At 66.1% G+C, this 20,785-nt stretch carries 22 protein-coding genes; 11 read left to right on the top strand and 11 right to left on the bottom strand.

The window, feature by feature from the left end; translation table 11 throughout:
- Nucleotides 1-60: 60 nt before the first annotated feature.
- From rpsF to RMR04_RS13565, 11 genes are all read left to right on the top strand, one after another.
- Entirely contained in the window at nt 61-531 is a 471-nt protein-coding gene (gene rpsF, locus RMR04_RS13615; RefSeq protein ID WP_069691695.1) for a 30S ribosomal protein S6, read from the top strand.
- A gap of 3 nt (nt 532-534) precedes the next feature.
- Nucleotides 535-780, top strand: coding sequence for a 30S ribosomal protein S18 (gene rpsR, locus RMR04_RS13610; RefSeq protein WP_038367644.1), 246 nt, complete (start codon nt 535-537; stop codon nt 778-780).
- 162 nt (nt 781-942) lie between these two features.
- On the top strand, nt 943-1,884 hold the full coding sequence (locus tag RMR04_RS13605; RefSeq protein WP_311915132.1) for a DUF2232 domain-containing protein: 942 nt from the start codon (nt 943-945) through the stop codon (nt 1,882-1,884).
- 35 nt (nt 1,885-1,919) lie between these two features.
- A complete protein-coding gene (rplI, locus tag RMR04_RS13600; RefSeq protein WP_311915131.1) occupies nt 1,920-2,483 on the top strand; it encodes a 50S ribosomal protein L9 in 564 nt (187 codons plus the stop codon).
- Nucleotides 2,484-2,650: 167 nt separating this feature from the next.
- Nucleotides 2,651-4,138, top strand: coding sequence for a replicative DNA helicase (locus tag RMR04_RS13595; protein ID WP_311915130.1), 1,488 nt, complete (start codon nt 2,651-2,653; stop codon nt 4,136-4,138).
- Nucleotides 4,135-5,265 carry an alanine racemase gene (alr, locus tag RMR04_RS13590; RefSeq protein WP_311915129.1) on the top strand — a complete coding sequence of 377 codons (1,131 nt, stop codon included), beginning with the start codon at nt 4,135-4,137 and terminating at the stop codon, nt 5,263-5,265. The genes RMR04_RS13595 and alr overlap by 4 nt, the downstream gene beginning before the upstream one ends.
- A 170-nt stretch (nt 5,266-5,435) precedes the next feature.
- Entirely contained in the window at nt 5,436-6,833 is a 1,398-nt protein-coding gene (radA, locus tag RMR04_RS13585) for a DNA repair protein RadA (protein WP_311915128.1), read from the top strand.
- A 107-nt stretch (nt 6,834-6,940) separates the two neighbouring features.
- Complete coding sequence (locus RMR04_RS13580) at nt 6,941-7,624, top strand: CvpA family protein (RefSeq protein WP_311915127.1); 684 nt, start codon at nt 6,941-6,943, stop codon at nt 7,622-7,624.
- A gap of 44 nt (nt 7,625-7,668) precedes the next feature.
- Complete coding sequence (gene purF, locus RMR04_RS13575; protein WP_311915126.1) at nt 7,669-9,141, top strand: amidophosphoribosyltransferase; 1,473 nt, start codon at nt 7,669-7,671, stop codon at nt 9,139-9,141.
- 19 nt (nt 9,142-9,160) lie between these two features.
- The gene (locus tag RMR04_RS13570; protein ID WP_311915125.1) at nt 9,161-9,901 is read left to right on the top strand and encodes an SDR family NAD(P)-dependent oxidoreductase; all 741 of its coding nucleotides are present in this window, start codon (nt 9,161-9,163) and stop codon (nt 9,899-9,901) included.
- A gap of 37 nt (nt 9,902-9,938) precedes the next feature.
- Nucleotides 9,939-10,757: a tetratricopeptide repeat protein gene (locus RMR04_RS13565; RefSeq protein ID WP_311915124.1), complete on the top strand. Its 819-nt coding sequence runs from the start codon at nt 9,939-9,941 to the stop codon at nt 10,755-10,757.
- A gap of 386 nt (nt 10,758-11,143) precedes the next feature.
- On the opposite strand, the gene der is transcribed toward RMR04_RS13565, so the two are convergent.
- The 11 genes from der to RMR04_RS13510 all read right to left on the bottom strand — a co-directional run bounded on the left by der (nt 11,144) and on the right by RMR04_RS13510 (nt 20,660).
- Nucleotides 11,144-12,559, bottom strand: coding sequence for a ribosome biogenesis GTPase Der (gene der, locus RMR04_RS13560; protein WP_311915123.1), 1,416 nt, complete (start codon nt 12,557-12,559; stop codon nt 11,144-11,146).
- A gap of 154 nt (nt 12,560-12,713) precedes the next feature.
- The gene (locus RMR04_RS13555; RefSeq protein ID WP_311915122.1) at nt 12,714-13,376 is read right to left on the bottom strand and encodes a tetratricopeptide repeat protein; all 663 of its coding nucleotides are present in this window, start codon (nt 13,374-13,376) and stop codon (nt 12,714-12,716) included.
- 347 nt (nt 13,377-13,723) lie between these two features.
- Nucleotides 13,724-14,809 (bottom strand): tRNA preQ1(34) S-adenosylmethionine ribosyltransferase-isomerase QueA, encoded by a 1,086-nt coding sequence (gene queA / locus RMR04_RS13550; protein ID WP_311915121.1) that lies wholly within the window; start codon nt 14,807-14,809, stop codon nt 13,724-13,726.
- An 8-nt stretch (nt 14,810-14,817) separates the two neighbouring features.
- A complete protein-coding gene (locus RMR04_RS13545) occupies nt 14,818-15,288 on the bottom strand; it encodes a peptidylprolyl isomerase (protein WP_092165863.1) in 471 nt (156 codons plus the stop codon).
- Entirely contained in the window at nt 15,288-15,929 is a 642-nt protein-coding gene (locus RMR04_RS13540) for a hypothetical protein (RefSeq protein ID WP_311915120.1), read from the bottom strand. The genes RMR04_RS13545 and RMR04_RS13540 overlap by 1 nt, the downstream gene beginning before the upstream one ends.
- 42 nt (nt 15,930-15,971) lie before the next feature.
- Complete coding sequence (locus RMR04_RS13535) at nt 15,972-16,517, bottom strand: peptidylprolyl isomerase (RefSeq protein ID WP_311915119.1); 546 nt, start codon at nt 16,515-16,517, stop codon at nt 15,972-15,974.
- A gap of 378 nt (nt 16,518-16,895) precedes the next feature.
- A complete protein-coding gene (locus RMR04_RS13530; RefSeq protein WP_069691713.1) occupies nt 16,896-17,126 on the bottom strand; it encodes a DUF1467 family protein in 231 nt (76 codons plus the stop codon).
- Nucleotides 17,123-17,530, bottom strand: coding sequence for a RidA family protein (locus tag RMR04_RS13525; protein WP_311915118.1), 408 nt, complete (start codon nt 17,528-17,530; stop codon nt 17,123-17,125). Before RMR04_RS13525 ends, RMR04_RS13530 begins: the two co-directional genes overlap by 4 nt.
- A gap of 5 nt (nt 17,531-17,535) precedes the next feature.
- A complete protein-coding gene (mce, locus tag RMR04_RS13520) occupies nt 17,536-17,940 on the bottom strand; it encodes a methylmalonyl-CoA epimerase (RefSeq protein ID WP_069691715.1) in 405 nt (134 codons plus the stop codon).
- 179 nt (nt 17,941-18,119) lie between these two features.
- A complete protein-coding gene (locus RMR04_RS13515; RefSeq protein ID WP_311915117.1) occupies nt 18,120-19,790 on the bottom strand; it encodes a ribonuclease J in 1,671 nt (556 codons plus the stop codon).
- Between the two features lie 111 nt (nt 19,791-19,901).
- The gene (locus tag RMR04_RS13510; RefSeq protein ID WP_311915116.1) at nt 19,902-20,660 is read right to left on the bottom strand and encodes a biotin--[acetyl-CoA-carboxylase] ligase; all 759 of its coding nucleotides are present in this window, start codon (nt 20,658-20,660) and stop codon (nt 19,902-19,904) included.
- Nucleotides 20,661-20,785 lie beyond the last annotated feature (125 nt).

Here is a 20,785-nt window from a genome sequence, read left to right as displayed (position 1 = left end):
GTTCCAGGGCTCGGAGGGCTCCGCGCCGGGCGAAGCAGGGTGAAACAGAAAGGCCACTCAATGGCATTGTACGAGCATGTCCTGCTCGCGCGACAAGACGTCAGCGCGCAGCAGGTCGAAACCCTTGTCGAGCAGTTCAAGGGCATCATCGAGGCGAATGGCGGCTCGGTTCCAAAGGTGGAGTACTGGGGCGTCAAGTCGCTCGGCTACCGCATCAAGAAGAACCGCAAGGCGCATTACTCGCTGCTGAACATCAACGCCCCCTCCGCCGCCGTGCTGGAGATGGAGCGCCAGATGCGCATCAACGAAGACGTCCTGCGCTTCCTGACCGTTCGCGTCGAGGAACTCGAAGAGGGCCAGTCGGCCATGCTGCAGAAGCGTGACCGCGACGACCGTGGCGATCGGGGCGACCGCTTTGACCGTGGAGGCCCGGGCGGTGGCGGTGACCGTTTCGACCGCGATCGTGGCCCGCGCCGCGACCGTCCGCGTCGCGACGACGAAGTCACCGAAACCACTGGCGCGGAGGTCTGAGCCATGTCGACTGCATCAGCCGGCGCTCGCCGCCCCTTCTTCCGCCGCCGCAAGTCCTGCCCCTTCTCGGGTGAGGGCGCTCCGAAGATCGACTACAAGGATGTGCGCCTGCTCTCGCGCTACATCTCCGAGCGCGGCAAGATCGTGCCGTCGCGCATCACGGCGGTCTCCGCCAAGAAGCAGCGCGAGCTCGCCCAGGCGATCAAGCGCGCCCGCTTCCTCGGCCTGCTGCCCTACGTCATCCGCTGAGCGGATTTGAGAATCCCCGGCGGCGCATTAGCGCCGCCGGTTCATCGAAACGACAACCCATGGTCGCCCAGTGGTGAAACTCCACCGGGTATGTTGAGGCGAACAGCCTCTCACCCTGTCGGGCCGAAAGGCTTGCGAACAGCGGGACAGCAGGACGAAAGCATGCTTCCGATCGTCGGCATCGGCGCGGGCCTGGTAGCGGCCCTGCTCTTCGCGGTGGTGATCACTGGATCGCCGCTGGCGGCATTGCTGTATTCCGCCGCTCCCCTCCCGATCTTCATCGCAGCGCTCGGCTGGAATCACCGCGCGGGCCTCGTGGCCATCGCCGCGGGCACGCTTGCCGTCGCCGTGGCACTCAGCCTCACCGCCGGCGTCGGCTTTGCCGTCATCATTGCCGTGCCGGCCTGGTGGATCGCCTATCTCGCCTTGCTGGCGCGCGGGGAGGAAGGCGCTGTCGAATGGTATCCGCTCGGCCGGTTGCTGCTCTGGATCGCCGGAACGGCCGCGCTTGTCACCGTCGGCAGCGCGCTCGTGATGACGACGGATTACGAGGCGTATCGCTCCGTCATCGCCCGGATCATCGAAAACCTGCTCACCGAAATGGTACGCGCCAAGCTGATCGCGCTGCCCGCCGATGTCCGGCTGCCGGAGCTCGCCCAGAGCCTCGCGCCGGCGGTTCCGGTCGGTATCGGCGCATCCTTCGTCACCACGATCACCGCCAATCTCTGGATCGCCGCCAAGGCGGTCCGGATTTCCGGCCGGCTGCCGCGGCCCTGGCCGTTCATCCCCGCCACCACATTGCCGCGCCAGGCGCTGCTGCTGCTGGTGCTCGCTTTGGTGACGGCCTCGCTCGGCGGCTTCGTCGGCGTCGCCGGCGCGGCGATGACCGGGGCCCTGCTTGCCGCCTTCATGTTCAGTGGGCTCGCGCTCCTGCACGACGCCTCACGCGGCAAGGCCTGGCGCACGCCGATGCTCGTCTCGGTCTATGTCGCGCTCATCGTCATGCAAGCCGTCCTGACGCCACTGCTGGCTCTGGCGGGCCTGCTCGACACCCTTCTCGGCCTGCGCAAGCGGGTTGCACTGCCTCCATCCCCTAACGCCTAAACCCATCGACCACACTCAAAACGGAGATTAAGACCATGGAAGTGATCCTGCTCGAACGCGTCGCCAAGCTCGGCCAGATGGGCGAAGTCGTCCGCGTCCGCGACGGCTTCGGCCGCAACTACCTGCTCGCCCGCGGTAAGGCGCTGCGCGCCACCGAAGACAACCGCAAGCGCTTTGAGACCCAGCGCATCGAGCTCGAGACCCGTAATCTCGAACTGAAGTCGGAAGCCGAGACCGTCGCCGAGACGCTGAACGGCCACTCGGTCGTGATCCTGCGCCAGTCCGGCGAGTCCGGCGTGCTCTACGGCTCGGTCTCGACCCGCGACATCGCCGAATCCCTGACCGCCGACGGTTTCCACGTCGCCCGCAGCCAGGTGACGCTGAACGCCCCGATCAAGACGCTCGGCCTGCACACCGTCCCGGTCGTGCTGCATCCGGAAGTCTCGGTGACGGTCACGATCAACGTCGCCCGTTCGGCGGAAGAGGCCGTGCGCCAGGTGCGCGGCGAGAACGTCACGGCCCGCGAGGAATTCGACCTCGACGATCTCGGCCTCGAGGTCGGCGCAGCCCTGGCGGAAGCCGGCGAGGACGATCGCTGAGCTTTCTCGATTTCGCATCGAGTCAAGGGCGCCATGGCAACATGGCGCCCTTTTCGTTTGGCGGCTGTGGAGTGCCGTGGATTGCGGATTCGGTGCTGGCGCAAACCGTCAGGGTGCTAGACTAACCTACGTTCCGACTCATCCTTGACAGAACCTGTCCGCAGACCATGGCCACCGCCACCGCCCTCGTTGCCCGCCTCGAGAACCGCGAGGCCGAGTACCGCGTCCAGCCCCACAACATCGAGGCGGAGCAGGCGCTGCTGGGCGCAATCCTGGTCAATAACGACGCCTTCTATCGCGTCTCCGACTTCCTGCTACCGGACCATTTCTTCGAGGCTATCCACCAGCGCGTCTTCGAGCTGATGTCGAGCCTTGTCCGCGCCGGCAAGATCGCGACGCCGATCACGCTCAAGACCTTCGTCGGCGAGATGGACCTCGGCGGCATCACCGCCTCGCAATATCTCGCCCGCCTTGCGGCCGAAGCAACGACGGTCATCAACGCGCAGGATTACGGCCGCACGGTCTATGACCTCGCCATTCGCCGCCAGCTCATCGGCGTCGGCGAGGAGCTGGTCAATGTCGCCTATGACGCGCCGGTCGAGATGCCGCCGCGCGAGCAGATCGAGGACGCCGAGCGCAAGCTCTACGAACTCGCCGAAAAGGGCCGTTACGAGGGCGGCTTCCAGAAATTCGACAACGCGCTGCGCACCGCGATCGACATGGCAGCCAACGCCTATGCGCGCGCCGGCGGCCTCTCGGGCATTTCATCGGGCCTGCGCGATCTCGACCAGCGCATGGGCGGCCTGCAGCCCTCCGACCTGATCGTGCTGGCCGGCCGCCCCGCCATGGGCAAGACATCGCTTGCGACCAATATCGCCTTCAACATGGCGAAGGCCTGGCGCGGCGAGCGGCAGCCGGACGGTACGCTCAAGACCGTCGATGGCGCCATCGTCGCCTTCTTCTCGCTTGAAATGTCGGCCGACCAGCTCGCGACGCGTATCGTCGCCGAGCAGTCGGGCATCTCCTCCTACAAGATCAGGCAGGGCCGCATCACCGAGGCCGATTTCGCGAGGCTGACCGATGTCGCGGCGCAGATCGAGAAGCTGCCGCTTTATATCGACCAGACCGGCGGTATCTCGATCGCCCAACTCGTCGCCCGCGCCCGCCGATTGAAGCGTCAGAAGGGGCTCGACGCCCTGTTCATCGACTACCTGCAGCTCCTCTCCGGCTCGTCCAAGAACAGCCAGAATCGCGTGCAGGAATTGACCGAGATCACCACCAGCCTGAAGGCGCTGGCGAAGGAGCTTGCCGTTCCGATCATCGCACTTTCGCAGCTCTCGCGTCAGGTCGAAAGCCGCGACGACAAGCGCCCGCAGCTCTCGGATCTGCGTGAATCGGGCTCGATCGAGCAGGACGCCGACGTCGTGATGTTCGTCTATCGCGACGAATACTATCTCAAGGGCAAGGAGCCGCGCCCCGGCACCGAAGAACACAACAAGTGGCAAATCGAGATGGAAGCCGCCCATGGCGTGGCCGAGCTCATCATCGGCAAGCAGCGCCACGGCCCCACCGGGGCGATCGCGCTCCAGTTCGACGCCGAGGTGACGCGCTTCTCCGACCGCGCTGACGAACTCCGACTCCCGGATCGCGAATGAGCACTTTCGATTCAGCCGACGCCGCGACCGTCGGCGCCATCCTCACCATCGATCTCGGCGCGCTGGTCGCCAATTGGCGGGCGCTGGGCGCGCGTGCCGGCACGGAAGCCGGCGCGGTGGTCAAGGCGAACGCCTATGGCATCGGCATCGAACCGGCAGTGACGGCCTTGGCCAAAGCCGGCTGCCGCAGCTTCTTCGTCGCGCATCTCTCCGAGGGTATCCGGGCGCGCAGCGTTGCCCCCGATGCTGCGGTCTATATCCTCAATGGGCTTTTACCCGACACATGCGGCGTCTATGCGGAGCACGGGCTTTCGCCCGTACTCGGTTCGCATGAGGAACTGCTGGAATGGGCCTCCTTTCGCCAGACCGGCGCGCAGGTCCGACCAGCGGCGCTGCATGTCGATACCGCGATGAACCGGCTCGGGCTCTGGCCCGGCGAGGGACTCAATCTGGCCCGCGAGCGCAGCGGCGTGATCGCCGCGGCCGGGATCGGGCTGGTGATGAGCCATTTCGCCTCCTCCGAGGATGAGGCGGACCCGGCCAATGCCCGCCAGATCGCGGCCTTCGCCGAGATCGCAGCCGCATTCCCCGACACTGCGGCCTCGCTGAAGAACTCCTCCGGCCATTTCCTGAAGGACTGCCCGTCCTATCAGCTCACCCGGCCAGGCTATGCGCTCTATGGCGGTAACCCGATGCCGGGCCAGGCCAACCCGATGCAGCCCGTCATCGGCCTGGAGGCGCGCATCATCCAGTTGCGCGAGGTCGAGGCCGGTACGCAGGCCGGCTATAATGGTCGCTGGACGGCCAAGAGCCGGCGCAAGCTCGCCACCATCTGCCTCGGCTATGCCGACGGCTACCCACGCAATGCGAGCTGGACCGATACCGTCACGGGCGGCTCGGCGCTGGTCGGCGGAGTGTCCTGCCCCTTTGTCGGCTCTGTCTCGATGGATCTGATCATCGTCGACGTCACCGAAGCCCCGGCCGGCGCGGCGGTTCGCGGCGCGCCCGTCACGCTGATCGGCGGCCCACTCGACCTGGAGGCCGTCGGCGCCGGGGCCAAGACGGTCGGCTACGAGATCCTGACCAGCCTCGGCCGGCGTTACGCGCGCCGTTATGTGGGGTTGTGAGCACGTTGGCAGGCGATCCCACCACTGTCATTCCGGGGCACGGCGCAGCCGTGAACCCGGAACCCACGACCGGGCGCGCACCTTCCACCATGCTTGGAAAATGTCGCGTCCCGTCGTGGGTTCCGGGTTCTTCGCTAGCGCGAAGCCCCGGAAAGACATCGTAAGACGCGATGGCCAAGCGCGGTCCGACCTATATCTGCCAGGCTTGCGGAGCGGTCTATCATCGCTGGCAAGGCAAATGCGACGCCTGCGGCACCTGGTCCTCGCTATCTGAGGAAGCGCAGGCCGCGCCTGTTCCCGGTGGCCGCACCTCATCGAACGGCAAGGCGCGCGGACGCGTCTTCGCTCTGGAGACCCTGAAGGGCGACACGCAGGACGCGCCACGCATCAAGGCCGGCATCGGCGAACTCGACCGCGTCACCGGCGGCGGCTTCGTGCCAGGCTCGGTGCTGCTGATCGGCGGCAATCCCGGCATCGGCAAATCGACCTTGCTGATGCAGGCCTGCGCCGCTCTCGCGCTTTCGGGCCGCCGCGTCGTCTATGTCTCGGGCGAGGAATCGACCGGCCAGGTCCGCTTGCGCGCCGAGCGCATGGGGCTGGCCGAAGCCCCGGTCGATCTGGCGGCGGAGACCAATGTCGAGGACATCATCGCGACCTTGGGCCAGGGCAGCCGCCCTGCCCTGGTGGTGATCGATTCGATCCAGACCATGTGGTCGGGCGAGGTCGAGAGCGCGCCGGGCACCGTCACCCAGGTTCGCGGCTCGGCGCAGGCGCTGATCCGCTATGCCAAGACCAGCGGCGCCTGCCTGATTCTCGTCGGCCATGTCACCAAGGACGGGCAGATCGCCGGCCCCCGTGTCGTCGAGCACATGGTCGACGCCGTGCTCTCCTTCGAGGGCGAAGGCGCGCATGCCTTCCGCATCCTGCGCGCCCAGAAGAACCGTTTCGGCCCCACAGACGAAATCGGCGTTTTTGAGATGACCGGGATGGGCCTGTCGGAGGTTACCAACCCCTCGGCGCTTTTCCTCGCGGACCGGGATCAGGCGGCGCCGGGCGCAGCGGTCTTCGCCGGGATCGAGGGCACGCGGCCCGTACTGGTCGAGATCCAGGCCCTGGTCGCTCCGACCTCGCTGGGCACGCCGCGCCGTGCCGTCGTCGGCTGGGAGAACAGCCGCCTGGCCATGGTGCTGGCCGTGCTCGAGACCCATGCCGGGCTCAAGCTTGGCCAGCACGATGTCTATCTGAATGTCGCCGGCGGCCTGCGGGTCAACGAGCCCGCCGCCGATCTGGCGGTCGCCGCCGCGCTGGTCTCATCGCTGAGCGGGGCGATCCTGCCGCCGGAATCGGTCTATTTCGGTGAGATCGCGCTGTCTGGCGCGATTCGGCCGGTATCGGTCGCGCCCGCGCGGCTGCGCGAGGCTTCCAAGCTCGGCTTCGAATCGGCATTGATGCCGTCAGGCGGCGCGGATACGGGCGATGGCGGCGGGCTGATGCTGCGGCGCTTCGGCCATGTCACGGAGCTCGTTGCCGATATCGCGGCGCGGGCGCCTCGCAGAGATGTGAAATGACTCGGACGCAATGGTGACGCAGGCCATGCGAGCGCGTATAGCAAAAACGATGTGGCCCGCCCATTTCACGCAGGCCTTCCTGAGTTCTTAAGCGAAGCGGCTTGTCCATGCCTGTCACCATCCTCGATCTCGTCGTTGTCGGCGTGGTTTTGATCTCGGCATTGCTGGCCGCCGTGCGCGGCCTGACGCGCGAAGTGCTGGCGATTGCCTCCTGGGTCACCGCTGCGGCCGTGGCCTGGGTCTTTCACCCCCAGCTCTTGCCCCTCGCCAAGCAGTATATCCCCAATGAAACCATCGCCTTGATCGCGGCGATCGCGGCATTGTTCCTGGTGACCTTGATCGTGGTGTCGCTGGTGACCGCGCGGATTTCGGACTTCGTGTTGGATTCGCGCATCGGCGCGCTGGACCGGACACTCGGCTTCGTCTTCGGCGCCGGTCGCGGCCTGCTCCTCGCCGTCGTCGGCTATTTGTTCTTCAGCGCGCTGCTGCCCGAGAAGAACCTGCCGTCCTGGGCCAAGGATGCGCGCGCCCGCCCGATTCTGGAGGAAACCGGCCGCTCGCTCTTGACGATGCTGCCGCAAGACATCAACTCCGACATGATCAAGAAGATGCTCAAGCCCAAGACGGGTGAGGAGCCGACAGAGGCGCCGGCCGAGGAGCCTCGCGCCCCCGCCAGCCCGACCGCCGACCCACAGCGCCGCACCCAGGTGCCCGATGCCAACGACAAGCAGGCATTGCAGCGGGTGATCGAAGCTGGCAAAGCACCGACGCCTGCCCAACCCCGTCCGTAATTCGAGCGTAGAGACCTCCCAGTCCTGACGCATTGGAGCCCGTGATGACGCCGCAGACCGAAGCCGAAGCTGCCTTTGACCCCAATGCCGACCGGCTGCGGGAGGAATGCGGCGTCTTCGGCATCTTCGGACATGCCGATGCCGCAGCGCTCACGGCGCTGGGCCTGCACGCCCTGCAGCATCGCGGTCAGGAGGCCGCGGGCATCGTGACCTTCGATGGCAAGCGCTTCCACTCCGAGCGCAGGCTCGGCCTTGTCGGCGACGCCTTCTCGGAAGTCTCCGTCATCGAGAAGCTCAAGGGCAAGCAGGCCATCGGCCATGTGCGCTACTCGACCACGGGCGAGACCATCCTGCGCAACGTCCAGCCGCTTTTCGCCGAGCTCCATGGCGGCGGTTTCGCGGTCGCGCATAACGGCAACCTGACCAACGGCCTGACCCTGCGGCGCAATCTCGTCCGCGACGGCGCGATCTACCAGTCGACCTCGGACACCGAGGTGCTGCTGCATCTCGTCGCGCGCAGCCGCAAATCGCATTTCATCGAGCGCTTCGTCGAGGCGATCCGCCAGATCGAGGGTGCCTATGCCTTCGTCGGCATCACCAACAAGAAGCTGATCGGCGTGCGCGATCCGCTCGGCATCCGCCCGCTCGTGCTGGGCGAGCTCGATGGCTGCCCGATCCTGACCTCCGAGACCTGCGCGCTCGACATCATCGGCGCGAAGTTCATCCGCGAGGTCGAGAACGGCGAAGTCGTCGTCATCTCCGAGAGCGGCATCGAGAGCCACAAGCCCTTCCCGCCGGTCGCCGAGCGGCCCTGCATCTTCGAATACATCTATTTCGCCCGCCCCGATTCGATCGTGAAGGGCCGCAGCATCTATGAGCGCCGCAAGCAGATGGGCGCGCAGCTCGCCTCCGAAGCCCCGGCCAATGCCGATGTGATCGTGCCCGTGCCCGATTCCGGCGTGCCCGCCGCGCTCGGCTTCTCGCAGGCCAGCGGCATCCCCTTCGAGCTCGGCATCATCCGCAACCATTATGTCGGCCGCACATTCATCGAGCCGACGCAGAAGGTCCGCGAACTCGGCGTGCGCCTGAAGCATTCGGCCAACCGCTCGGTGGTCGAGGGCAAGAGCATCGTGCTCGTCGACGATTCGATTGTGCGCGGCACGACCTCGCTCAAGATCGTCAAGATGATGCGCGAGGCCGGCGCGCGCGAAGTGCATTTCCGCATCTCCTCGCCGCCGATTACCCATCCCGATTATTACGGTATCGACACGCCCGACCGCGAAAAGCTGCTCGCCGCGACGCATTCGCTCGAGGAGATGCGCCAGTTCGTCGGCGCCGATTCGCTGGCCTTCCTGTCGGTCGACGGGCTCTATCGCGCCATGGGCCATGCCGGGCGCGACCCGGCCCGCCCGCAATTCACCGACCATTGCTTCACCGGCGATTACCCGACCTCGCTGACCGATCTGGTCGGCGAGAGCGCCAAGCAGCAGATTTCGCTGCTGGCAGAAGCCGGCTGATTCCCGCTCAAGGAATTCCATGTCCAAGCCTTTGGAAGGGCGCGTCGCGCTCGTCACCGGCGCATCGCGCGGCATCGGCCGGGCGGCGGCGCTCGCCTTCGCCCAGGCCGGCGCACATGTCGTCGCGCTTGCCCGCACCGCTGGCGCGCTCGAAGAGCTGGACGACGAGATTCTGGCGTTGGGCGGCAGTACGACGCTCGTCCCGGTCGATCTCGCGGATACCGCCGCGATCGAGAAGCTCGGCCCGGCCCTGCTGCAGCGCTGGGGCAAGCTCGACATCCTCCTGGCCAATGCCGGCATTCTGGGGCCGTTGACGCCGCTGACCCATGCCTCGCCGAAGGAATGGGCCAATGTGTTCGACACCAATGTCACGGCGAATTGGCGCTTGCTGAAATCGGTCGAGCCGGCACTGCAGGCCTCGGACGCCGCCCGCGTGATCCTGATGTCCTCGGGAGCCGCGCATAAATGCCTGGCCTATTGGGGGCCGTATTCGATCTCGAAGGCCGCGGTTGAGGCAATGGCGCGCACCTATGCGGCCGAGACCGTGACGACGCCGCTGAAGGTGATGCTGGTCAATCCCGGCCCGCTGCGGACAAAAATGCGCGCCGAGGCGATGCCGGGCGAGGATCCGCTGACGCTCAGGACGCCGGAGGAGCTGGCGCCGCATCTGGTCGAGATCGCCTCGCCCGCATGGAGCGAGACCGGCAAGATCTTCGATTTCCCGCAGGGAAAAGTTCTGACGCCGCAAATGCCGGCTTAAGGCGCCTTATCGACAGGCGGACGGGTCGATCGCTGGAATGACGATACTCACGCGCTCCGTCCTGCCGCTGTCCGCCCTTGCCGCGCTCGGTTTGTCGTCGGCCGTGATGCTGACGGGGCAAGCCGTTGCAGATAGCAGTCGCGCAAAGCCGGATTCCCCTCCGATTGAGGAATTGCGCCAAACCTGCCGCTCGGGCCCCGAGCCATCGCCTGCGAAATGGCCAGTCGACGCGCAGGAGATCATCGCGCAAGCGCAGACAATCACCGCACGCCATGACCGGGCTCTCGCAGCCTGCAACCGACTGATCGATGGCGGAAGCCTCTCGGGCGGCGAGCTCGCGACCGCCCTCCTCGATCGCGGAGACCTCCTCGCGCTGGGAACCGGCGATGCTTACGCCCGTGCGCTTGCCGATTACGACCGGGCCATCGCCCTTGCTCCGACCGCGGCCATCGCCTTTGCCAAACGTGGCAAGGCTCATCTGCTCTATATGCGGGATCTTCGGCGAGCCTTGCGCGACCTCGATACGGCCATCCGCCTCGACCCGTCGCAGGCTGATTTCCTGGTCACGCGCGCATCGATTCAGGCCTCCCTCGGAGAGCCGGACAAAGCTCTGGTCGATCTCGATCATGCCATCGTCCTGGCGCCCGCATTGGAAAAGGCCTGGACCGTTCGCGGCTTGACCCATTTCAACAAGGGCGACACTGCCCGGGCCATCGCCGATTTCGGGGAAGCCATCCGCCTCGCACCCGATGCGGATGCGAATTATCGCTTCCGCGCCGCAGCCAGGCGGGCAGCCGGCGATCAGGACGGGGCGCGAGCGGACGAAGCCAAGGTGAGAGAGCTATCGTCTCGATAGACCGCCCCCTCATCGCGGTAGGCGGCACGGTTTTTGGCGCTCGGGCGGCTGAGAACGACGGAGAAGGCACGGGGATAATTTCGGCACTTATCCCCCGGCCACTAAAACTCATGCGGCTGGACGAAGGGGCGTTTCCCTTCCCCCCTGGCGGGGGAAGGTGGCATGGCGAAGCCATGACGGATGAGGGGGCGCTGTGAGCTTTCCGCTTGGCCGAACACGACGCAAGCCGGACAGGGCACGGCGCCCCCTCATCCGGCGCTGCGCGCCACCTTCGCCCACATCAAAGTCGGCTGTTGCCGACTTTGACACTTTAAGTTGCCCATCTCGGGCAAGCCCGAGATGGGTGGGAGAAGGGAAGAAGCGGCGAGCATCCGCCTAGCTTCGCGCTACTTCTTGCCTTTGTCGTAGGGGTTCTCGCCGCCGCGCGTATGCAGGCGGATCGGCGTTCCCGGCAATTCGAAGGCCTCGCGCAGATTGTTGACCAGATAGCGGGTGTAGGACACCGGCAGATGGTCGAGCTGGTTGCCGAACAGCGCGAAGGTCGGCGGGCGCGCCTTGGCCTGCGTCATGTAGCGGATCTTGATGCGCCGGCCGGCGACGGCTGGCGGCGGATGGGCCGAGAGCACGCCTTCCAGCCAGCGGTTGATTCGGGCCGTCGAGACGCGACGATTCCAGACGTCGTAGCTCTCGAACACCGCCTGCATCAATCGGTCGATACCCTCGCCGGCAAGCCCCGAAAGCGGTACGATCGGCACGCCGCGCACCTGCGCGAGCAGATGCTTGGCCTTCTCCTTCAACTCCGCCAAGAGGCCGTTCTTGTCGGCGACCAGATCCCATTTGTTCAGGCCGATGACGACAGTGCGGCCTTCGCGCTCGGTGAAATCGACGAGCGTCAGATCCTGCTTCTCGAACGGGATCGTGGCATCCAGCAACACGACGACGACCTCGGCGAAGCGGATCGCGCGCAGTGCGTCCTGCACCGACATCTTCTCGAGCTTTTCCTCGATCCGGGCGCGCTTGCGCATGCCGGCCGTATCGAACAGCTTTACGGGCCGGCCGCGCCACTCGTAGTCGACGGAGATCGTGTCGCGCGTGATGCCGGCCTCGGGGCCAACGAGCAGGCGATCCTCGCCAATCATGCGGTTGACCAAGGTCGACTTGCCGGCATTGGGGCGGCCGATGATGGTGACGCGCAGCGGCTTGTTCGGGTCGTTGTACTCTTCGTCGTCCTCGCCAGCGGCGGCCGGGGCATCGACCCAACGCTTGTCGCCATAGCTCTCGTCGAAGGCCTCTTCCTCTTCCGGCTCCACATCGACGAAAGGTGCGAGCGCCTCCAAGAGGTCCGAGGTGCCTTCGCCATGCTCGGCCGAGAACGGCACGGGATCGCCGAGGCCCAGCGCATAGGATTCGAAGATGCCGTCCAACCCCTTCCTGCCTTCCGCCTTGTTGGCGAGCAGGATCACGGGCTTGCCGGATTTGCGCACAAGGTCGGCAAAGGGCTGGTCCATCGGCGTGATGCCAAGCCGTGCGTCGATCATGAACAGGATGACGTCGGCCTGCTCAATCGCGGTTTCAGTCTGCGCGCGCATACGGCCGGCAAGCGATTCCTTGTCGGCCTCTTCAAGCCCGGCCGTATCGATGATGGTGAAGCGCAGATGTCCGAGCGAGGCCTCGCCCTCGCGCCGGTCGCGCGTCACGCCGGGCCGGTCGTCGACGAGCGCGAGCTTCTTGCCGACGAGCCGGTTGAACAGCGTCGACTTGCCGACATTGGGGCGGCCGATGATGGCGACGATGGCGGTCATTCGATTTTCGTATCCTGTTACGCCGTCATCCCGGACAAGCCGCGAAGCGGCGCAGATCCGGGATCCATGCCGGAGCGCAGCATGGCAAGGCTCAGGCATGGATCCCGGGTCTCCCTGCGGTCGCCCGGGATGACGGCGTCTAGTCTTCTATTCTTCAGTTCTTCGTCTCGACCGGGCCGCCACGGACCAGAGCGAGGTAGAGATCGGTGCGCTGGCGCAGCACCTGCGGAGCCTGCGGGTCGGTGACGATCGCATCGAACCAGCGCCCGGCATCCTCGAAGAGATTGGCCTTGAGCGCCGCGATGCCCAGCATCTCCCGCGCCGAGTGGCGCCAGACGCCCTGAGGCGTCACCAGCGGCTCCAGCGCCGTCTTGACCTCGGCATAGGGCGCGAGATCGACGCGCAGCATGCCGGCGCGCAGGCGCGCCAGATCGCGATAGAGCGCATCGAGCCCGCCATCATTGGCGAGTGCGTCGAAAGCCGCGACACCGGCAGTGGCGTCGCGCTTGGCGGTCTCGGCAGCGAGGCGGAAGCGCGCGATCTGGCGATAGCCGGCGGGAGCGCCCTCAGTGAGCTCCTTCAGGATCGTCTCGGCCTCCGCGCCATTGCCGTCGCGCGAGGATTTCAGCGCAGCTTCGAGCCGCGCGCCGACAGCCTGGGAGGCCTGGTTCTCGCGATGCAGCCAATACTGCCAGCCCGCGACGGCGAGCACGGCCAGCACGGCCAGCGCGACGAAGACATTGCCGTATTTGCTCCAGATGGCCGCCGCCTTGTCGCGGCGCACCTCTTCATCGATTTCGCGAAAAATATCGGCCATGGCCCGTCAGAATTCCCTTGTTGTCGTGCCGGTTAGCATTTCCGCGCGGCGATTGCGAGCCGGAACACGACACCGACCTGCATACGCTTTGAACTCTCCAGCCCTCATCCTGAGAGCTGGGCCTGAAATGAAGCCGATGATTTCAATGGCTCTGTCTTGATCACCTACGCGCCGTCATCCTGGGCGCCCGCAGGGCGTCCCGGGATCCATCGTAGAGCGCGGTTCCCTACGATGGATTCCGGGCCGAAGCTTCGCTTCGCCCAGGATGACGGCGTGGGTGATGGTAGGCGATCAGAAACCCTTGATAGCGCTCGATTCATCGCGGGCCTGCCTCCTCAGGATGAGGGCTATGCGCTGCGATATAGCAGGCTGGCGTCGCCATAGGAGTAGAAGCGATAATTGTCCGCGATCGCATGGGCATAGGCGCGTTTCATGATGTCGAGACCGCAAAAGGCCGAGACCAGCATGAACAGCGTCGAGCGCGGCAGGTGGAAATTGGTCAGCAGCAGGTCGACGGCGCGGAAACGATAGCCCGGCGTGATGAAGATCGCGGTGTCGCCGGAGAAAGGCGCGATGACGCCATCCTCGCCAGTGGCGCTTTCGAGCAGGCGCAGCGAGGTCGTGCCGACCGCGACGACGCGCCCACCCTTCGCCTTGACCGCATTCAGCGCAGCGGCCGTCTCGGGCGAGACGCTGCCCCATTCGGCATGCATGCGGTGCTCGCTTGTATCGTCCGCCTTCACAGGCAGGAAGGTCCCCGCTCCGACATGCAGCGTAACGAGGTGGCGCGAGACCCCGCGCGCCTCGAGCGCGGCGACGAGGTCCGGTGTGAAATGCAGGCCAGCCGTCGGAGCGGCGACCGCGCCGTCCTCGCGGGCATGCATGGTCTGGTAGTCGCTCGCATCCTGTTGGTCGGTCGGGCGCTTGCCGGCGATATAGGGCGGCAGCGGCAGTTCACCTAGCCGCGCGATAGCCTCGTCGAGCATTGGCCCTGACAGAGCAAAGCGCAACTCGACCTCGCCGCCCTCGCCTCTCGACAGGATCTCGGCTTCGAGCCGGCCGAGTTCGCAGACATTACCTGCTCCAGGCTCGCCGAAGACGATCATCTCGCCAATGGTGAGCTTCTTGGCCGGGCGGGCGAAGGCGCGCCAGCGATCAGCCGCCTCGCGCTTATGCAGCATGATCTCGATGCCGGCCGAGGTCTCGCCCCTGAAGCGACGGCCGCGCAGGCGCGAGGGGATGACGCGGGTGTCGTTCAGGACAAGCGCATCACCCGGCTGGAGCAGGCCGACGAGGTCGCGGATGCCGCGATCCTCGAAAGGCTCAGGCGCATCAGGCCTGACGACGAGCAGACGCGCCGCATCGCGCGGGCTGGCGGGCCTCAGCGCGATGCGGTCTTCGGGGAGGTCGAAATTGAAGAGCCCGACATCCACGGCTTGGATCAGGCCACGTCGGCCAGAACCTTCATCGAGACGATGGAATCGGGATCGCGCACCGGCTCGCCGCGCTTGATCTTGTCGACATTCTCCATGCCTTCAACGACCTCGCCCCAGGCGGTGTACTGCTTGTCGAGGAAGCGAGCATCGTCGAAGACGATGAAGAACTGGCTGTTGGCCGAGTTCGGGTTCTGCGAACGGGCCATCGAGCAGATGCCGCGCACATGCGGCTGCGCATTGAACTCGGCCTTCAGGTCGGGCAGGTCCGAGCCGCCGGTGCCGGTGCCATGCGGGCAGCCGACCTGGGCCATGAAGCCGTCGATGACGCGGTGGAAGACGATGCCATCATAAAAGCCCTGGCGCGACAGCGTCTTCAGGCGCTCGACATGGCCGGGAGCCAGGTCGGGGCGCAGCTTGATGACGACTTTGCCCTTGGTGGTTTCCATGACGAGGGTGTTCTCGGGATCGAGCGACATCAGGTTTGCCTTTCTGTGGACGGCGCGCGGCCGTGGAAGCGAATGGAAAAAGGTCGCCCCGCGATACTCGCTCCGAGCTGCGGCGACAACCTCATCGGTGTGCAATCGCGAACAGCGGCGACGACCGAGTCTGTGAAACGCTGGCGCAGGGCCGGATCGGTCCGCCTGGTTTCCCAGGTCACACGTGGCTGGCCGAAGAGCGAGCCGTCACGGCGCAGGCTGAACCTGACCGTCGCCATGACGCCCGTATCGGGGCCATCGATGACGGGAGGTTGCCAGCAGCGCCGCAAAGCGGGCGCGATATCGGCGAGGCGAGCGAGCGCCTCGCCTTCGAGCGGTTTCGTCGAAGGCGCGAGCGCACCCACGACGCCGATCTCGCCGCTGCGCGACTCGGCGGGCGGCGTGATCCTGCGGTAGCCGCTGCCGGGTATGTCATCCCCGCGGAATGGGCCACCGACACCTGGCATGTAGCGCTGCCCCGACTGCGGCGGCAGAATGGGGTTCTGCGAACCGGATGGCGGCGGCAGAACGGGATTTTGCGACCCGGAGGGCGGCGGCAGGCCGAGATCGCGCGTGTCCTGCGCGCCGGCTGAGCCGGCGGCCAGCAGCAGAGCGAGACAGGTGAGAGCCGCACGCAGCATTGTCACGGCCCTCCCCTCGTTGGCCCTACTTGTGGTCGGCCGTTACTTGGCGTCGGCCTGCAGGCGCATGCGGACGATCTTGTCAGGGTTCGTGACCTGGCCATTGGCCGATTGGCTGCCCTTCTTGATCTTGCGCACGGCGTCCATGCCCGAGACGACCTCGCCGAACAGTGTGTACTGGCCTGTCAGCGAACCGCAGCCCTCAAAGCAGATGAAGAACTGGGAATTGGCGGAATCGGGCGATTGCGAACGGGCCATGCCGACCGAGCCGACCTTGTAAGGCGTCGGGGTGAATTCAGCCGGCAGGTTCGGCAGATCGGACTTGCCGGTGCCGGTGCCGGTCGGGTCGCCGGTCTGGGCCATGAAGCCGTCGATGACGCGGTGGAAGACGATGCCGTCATAGAAGCCGCGCTTGGTCAGCGCCTTGATCTGCGCGACATGCTTGGGCGCGAGATCGGGCCGCAGCCGGATCGTCACCGGCCCATCCTTGGTCTCCAGAACCAGTGTATTGGTCGGGTCCGGCGCCTGGGCCTGGGCCATGCCGAGCGAGGCGATGAGGGCGAGAGCGGCGAGAGAGCTGCGCAGCATAGACGATCTCCATGGCAACCGGCGGGCCCGGCTGGTCTGGCACTCGCCTAGCGGCATCCTTTGGCCGGAACAAGGCGGGAAAAGGCCCCAGATAGAACTTTGCTGCACTGCACAAGTGCAGCACAGAATAAACTTGCAAAAAGATCAGGCTGCGCATGCCTAAAGTGGTGACAGACCCGTCATAATCCGCTAATCATTCCTGGCTGGACACGCTTTGCGATTATCGAAGCGCCGCGGACCAGGTCTCGGGAGGAACAAACGCCCGCCTAGTATATGAGTCGCGCGCGATCAGATGCGTGCCGTTACTGCGGTAAAAACAGACTTCCAAGGCAAGGCATTGGCCTTGCCTTTTTCTTTTTGAAGTCCAGCGCGCGAAGATTAGAGGTCGAACTTCGCCCAGATATACCAGACCAGCGCAAAGACCACGCCGGCGATGACCGAGGTGATCAAGGCCTTCTTGAGCAGGCCTGGAAGGACCGGCGCGCCCGGTTCCGTACCGTCCGTGACCTCGCCGGCCTCAGCCTGGCTGCGCACGCCGAAGGGCAGCACGGCAAACAGCACCGTCCACCAGATCACGAAATAAACGGCGAGCCCGCCGGCAATGGTCATGAGCGGTCATCCCTTGTCGCATCAGTGGCGAGCGCGATGCAGGAAAAAGCGACGCGCGCCTGCGTCGGCACGCCGAAACGGGCCGTATGGCGCGCCGGCAACCCGCCCGGAAAATGCTTCACATATTCGGCGTTGCAGGCGGCATAGTCGTCGGGGTTGGTGATCAGCATCGAAACCTGCACGACGCGATCGAGGCTGCTGCCCGCCTGCACCAGGATCTCGGTGATCTTCGCCAATGCGTTGCGGACCTCCTCGGCCGGCGTATCGCCGCGAAAGACGCCACGCTCGGGATCATGCGGCGCCGAATGGCCGGAGACGAAGACCAGGCCGCCGGCCCGCGTCGCGGCGCTGAAGGGGCGCGGCGATCCCGCTTCCGGCTCGCCGAAGAAGGTGATCTCGTCCATCGCGCTCAGGCCTGCTCGAGCTCGACGAGTGTGCCGCAGAAATCCTTGGGGTGCAGGAACAGCACCGGCTTGCCATGGGCGCCGATGCGCGGCTCTCCGGAGCCCAGAACGCGCGCGCCTGTCGCCTTCAATCGATCGCGGGCAGCCAGGATGTCGTCGACCTCGTAGCAGATATGGTGGATGCCGCCATCGGGGTTGCGCTCGAGGAATTTCGCGACGGGCGAGTCAGGGCCCGTCGGCTCCAGCAATTCGATCTTGGTATTCGGCAGCTCCACGAAGACCACCGTCACGCCATGCTCAGGCTGCGGCAGCGGCTGCGAGACCCGCGCGCCCAGCGTATCGCGATAAAGCGCCGTCGAGGCCGCGAGATCCTTCACGGCGATGGCGACGTGGTTGAGGCGTCCGATCATGGCTTTCCCTTCATCGAGCTTACCATCCTGGCTCTGAACCTCCGCGTCATCCCGGACAAGCCGCGTTAGCGGCGCTGATCCGGGATCCATCGTAGAGCGCGGTTCCCTACGATGGATCCCGGATCTCCGCTTCGCTGCGTCCGGGATGACGCGGTGGTTCCGAGCAAAGTCGTGCCAGCTTAAACCTCGATCACCAGCGCATGCACCAGCGGCTTCTTGCCCCATTCCTCGTTGACGGCGCTGCGCAGGCCGCGCTCCAGCGCATTGCGGAGCGCCTCGGGGTCGCGCCGGCGCGCCTTGGGGATGCCGTCGATCAATTCGGAGACGGCCTCGGCGACATATTCGTCGAAATCGGTGCCGTCGCGCGTCCTCGGTGGCAAGCCCAGCACCGCGATCTCGGGATCGCCGGCAAGCCCGCCCTTCTCGTCGATAGCGACCGCGACCGAGATCATGCCGGCGAAGGAGAGTTTTCGGCGCTCGGAGATGGTCTTCTCCAGCGCGTTCACGAGCAGCGTGCCGTCCTGATAAAGGCGGCCATGCGTGACTTCGTCGACCTTGCTGGCGCCGTCGGCTGTGATCGCGACGACATCGCCATTGCCGGCGCGCACCACGGTCTTGACGCCGAGCCCACGGGCGAAGATGGCATGCTCCGACAGATGCAGATCCTCGCCATGGGCGGGGATGACGATCTTCGGCTTCAACCAGCCATAAAGCCTGGCCATCTCCTCGCGGCGCGGATGCCCCGAGACATGGACGAGATGGGTGCGGTCGGTGATGATCTCGATATTGTCGCGCGCGAGCGCGTTCAGGATGTTGCCGACGGCCTTCTCATTGCCGGGAATGGTGCGCGATGAGAAAATCACCCGGTCGCCGGGCGAGAGCGCGATCTCGGGATGATCGTCCGATGCGATGCGCGAGAGCGCCGCGCGCGGCTCGCCTTGGCTGCCGGTGAGCAGCGCCACGACCTTGTCGCGCGGCAGATAGCCATAGGTGTCGGCCGAGCGGAAGGCCGGGATGCCGTCGAGATAGCCGCATTCGCGCGCGACATCGATGACGCGGTCCATGGCGCGCCCGACGACGACGACCTCGCGCTGGTCGGCCATCGCGGCCTCGGCGACAGCGCGCAGGCGGGCCACGTTCGAAGCGAAGGTGGTGACGGCAACACGGCCCGGAGCGGAATGAACCAGTTCCTTCAGCTTGGCCGCGACCTCGGCCTCGCTCGGGCTGGTGCCGTCGCGCATGACATTGGTCGAGTCGCAGATCAGCGCGAGCACGCCCTCGTCGCCGAGTTCGCGCAGCCGCTTCTCATCCGTCGGCAGGCCAACCTGAGGCGTCGGGTCGATCTTCCAGTCGCCGGTATGGACGACGAGGCCGACCGGGGTGCGGATCGCCAACGCGTTCGATTCGGGGATCGAATGCGCCACCGGCACGAATTCGATGTCGAAGGGGCCAAGCGTCACGCGGCCGCCCTGCGCCACCACATGCATCGGCACCTTGGGCGCGCCCGGCTCGGAGAGCCGGCGCGTCGCCAGGAGGCCGGCGGCGAAACGCGTGCAATAGACCGGCGCGCGCAAGCTGGGCCACAAGGCGGCGAGCGCGCCGATATGGTCCTCATGCGCGTGGGTGATGATGATGCCGAGCAGATTGGCACGCTCTTCGATGATGTAGCGCAGGTCGGGCAGGATGATGTCGACGCCGGGAACCTCGGGGCCGGCGAAGGACAGGCCGCAATCGACCAGGATCCATTTCCGCCGCCCTTCCGGGCCGAACCCGTAGAGCGCGGCGTTCATGCCGATCTCGCCGAGGCCGCCGAGGGGAACGAAGACGAGTTGATCGCTGGAACGGGTCACTGAATATCCTGACTGGAATATGGATCGGCGTATGAACGCGGGAGATGTGCGGGAGCCCTACCATGCCGGGCGGCAGGTCTCCATAGCGCGGGCGCGCCCAATGCGTGTGGTTCAGGCCGGCGGGCCGAAAAACAGATCGCCGGCATCGATGGCGCGGCGGCCGGTGGCGGTTTCCATTTCGAGCCGGCCGGATGGGTCGAGCCCGATGAAGCGCCCTTCGAGCGGGCCTTCCGGCAGCCTGATCGTGATCGTTTCGCCGAGAAAGGCGGCGCGCTCCAGCCAGGCGGCGCGCGTCGGCCCAAAGCCGCCGGGCTGCTGCCAGGCGCGCAAGCGCGCAACCCAGGCCTCGCTGAGCGCCGTCAGCATCGCCTCGATGCTGGCGGCAGGCCGATGCTGCTTCAGGAAACTCGCCGGATAGGGCGTGTTTTGCGCACAGGAAGCGATGTTGACGCCAAAGCCGATGATCACATTGAGCTGCCCTGCCCGGCTCTCGCCTTCCAGCAAGAGGCCGGCCGTCTTGGCGCGCTCGATCAGCAGGTCGTTGGGCCATTTCAGAGCAAGGCCGGGAGCCGTAAGCCCCGTGACGGCGGCGGCGGCGTCATGCAGCGCTAAACCGGCGACGAAGCCGAGCTGCGGCGCGAGCGCCGGCTCGCAAGGTGCGGTCAACAGCAGGCTGACATAGAGATTGCCGGGCGGCGAACCCCATTGCCGGCCATGGCGGCCGCGACCGGCGTTCTGGCTGCGCGCGACGATCCAGAGCTTGCCGGCATCGCCCTGGTCGAGCGCGCGCCGCGCCTCCTCCATGGTGGAGCCGACCTCGTCACGGATGATCAGGCGGTAGCCGGCGGCGCGGGCTGCTTCAGAGAGCATGAGACGGAACCACCCCCTCTCCGTCATCCCGGGCGCAGCGAAGCGGAGACCCGGGATCCATGCCGGAACCTTTGTCGGATACGCTCCGGCATGGATCCCGGATCGGCGCGGCTGCGCCGCTTGTC

It is taken from the genome of Bosea sp. 685 (assembly GCF_031884435.1).
Lineage (GTDB): Bacteria > Pseudomonadota > Alphaproteobacteria > Rhizobiales > Beijerinckiaceae > Allobosea.
The sequence above is the reverse complement of the archived record's forward strand: the minus strand, read 5'-3'. Positions and strand labels throughout refer to the sequence as shown.

Excerpts from the sequence above, each read along its gene's own strand:
- RMR04_RS13570 (WP_311915125.1), top strand. The coding sequence starts at position 9,161 with ATGTCCAAGCCTTTGGAAGGGCGCGTCGCGCTCGTCACCGGCGCATCG.
- RMR04_RS13605 (WP_311915132.1), top strand. The coding sequence starts at position 943 with ATGCTTCCGATCGTCGGCATCGGCGCGGGCCTGGTAGCGGCCCTGCTC.
- rpsR (WP_038367644.1), top strand. The coding sequence starts at position 535 with ATGTCGACTGCATCAGCCGGCGCTCGCCGCCCCTTCTTCCGCCGCCGC.
- RMR04_RS13580 (WP_311915127.1), top strand. The coding sequence starts at position 6,941 with ATGCCTGTCACCATCCTCGATCTCGTCGTTGTCGGCGTGGTTTTGATC.
- RMR04_RS13535 (WP_311915119.1), bottom strand. The coding sequence starts at position 16,517 with ATGCTGCGCAGCTCTCTCGCCGCTCTCGCCCTCATCGCCTCGCTCGGC.
- rpsF (WP_069691695.1), top strand. The coding sequence starts at position 61 with ATGGCATTGTACGAGCATGTCCTGCTCGCGCGACAAGACGTCAGCGCG.
- der (WP_311915123.1), bottom strand. The coding sequence starts at position 12,559 with ATGACCGCCATCGTCGCCATCATCGGCCGCCCCAATGTCGGCAAGTCG.
- RMR04_RS13525 (WP_311915118.1), bottom strand. The coding sequence starts at position 17,530 with ATGGACGAGATCACCTTCTTCGGCGAGCCGGAAGCGGGATCGCCGCGC.
- alr (WP_311915129.1), top strand. The coding sequence starts at position 4,135 with ATGAGCACTTTCGATTCAGCCGACGCCGCGACCGTCGGCGCCATCCTC.
- RMR04_RS13540 (WP_311915120.1), bottom strand. The coding sequence starts at position 15,929 with ATGCTGCGTGCGGCTCTCACCTGTCTCGCTCTGCTGCTGGCCGCCGGC.
- rplI (WP_311915131.1), top strand. The coding sequence starts at position 1,920 with ATGGAAGTGATCCTGCTCGAACGCGTCGCCAAGCTCGGCCAGATGGGC.
- radA (WP_311915128.1), top strand. The coding sequence starts at position 5,436 with ATGGCCAAGCGCGGTCCGACCTATATCTGCCAGGCTTGCGGAGCGGTC.
- mce (WP_069691715.1), bottom strand. The coding sequence starts at position 17,940 with ATGATCGGACGCCTCAACCACGTCGCCATCGCCGTGAAGGATCTCGCG.
- RMR04_RS13565 (WP_311915124.1), top strand. The coding sequence starts at position 9,939 with ATGACGATACTCACGCGCTCCGTCCTGCCGCTGTCCGCCCTTGCCGCG.
- RMR04_RS13530 (WP_069691713.1), bottom strand. The coding sequence starts at position 17,126 with ATGACCATTGCCGGCGGGCTCGCCGTTTATTTCGTGATCTGGTGGACG.
- RMR04_RS13510 (WP_311915116.1), bottom strand. The coding sequence starts at position 20,660 with ATGCTCTCTGAAGCAGCCCGCGCCGCCGGCTACCGCCTGATCATCCGT.
- RMR04_RS13555 (WP_311915122.1), bottom strand. The coding sequence starts at position 13,376 with ATGGCCGATATTTTTCGCGAAATCGATGAAGAGGTGCGCCGCGACAAG.
- RMR04_RS13595 (WP_311915130.1), top strand. The coding sequence starts at position 2,651 with ATGGCCACCGCCACCGCCCTCGTTGCCCGCCTCGAGAACCGCGAGGCC.
- purF (WP_311915126.1), top strand. The coding sequence starts at position 7,669 with ATGACGCCGCAGACCGAAGCCGAAGCTGCCTTTGACCCCAATGCCGAC.
- RMR04_RS13545 (WP_092165863.1), bottom strand. The coding sequence starts at position 15,288 with ATGTCGCTCGATCCCGAGAACACCCTCGTCATGGAAACCACCAAGGGC.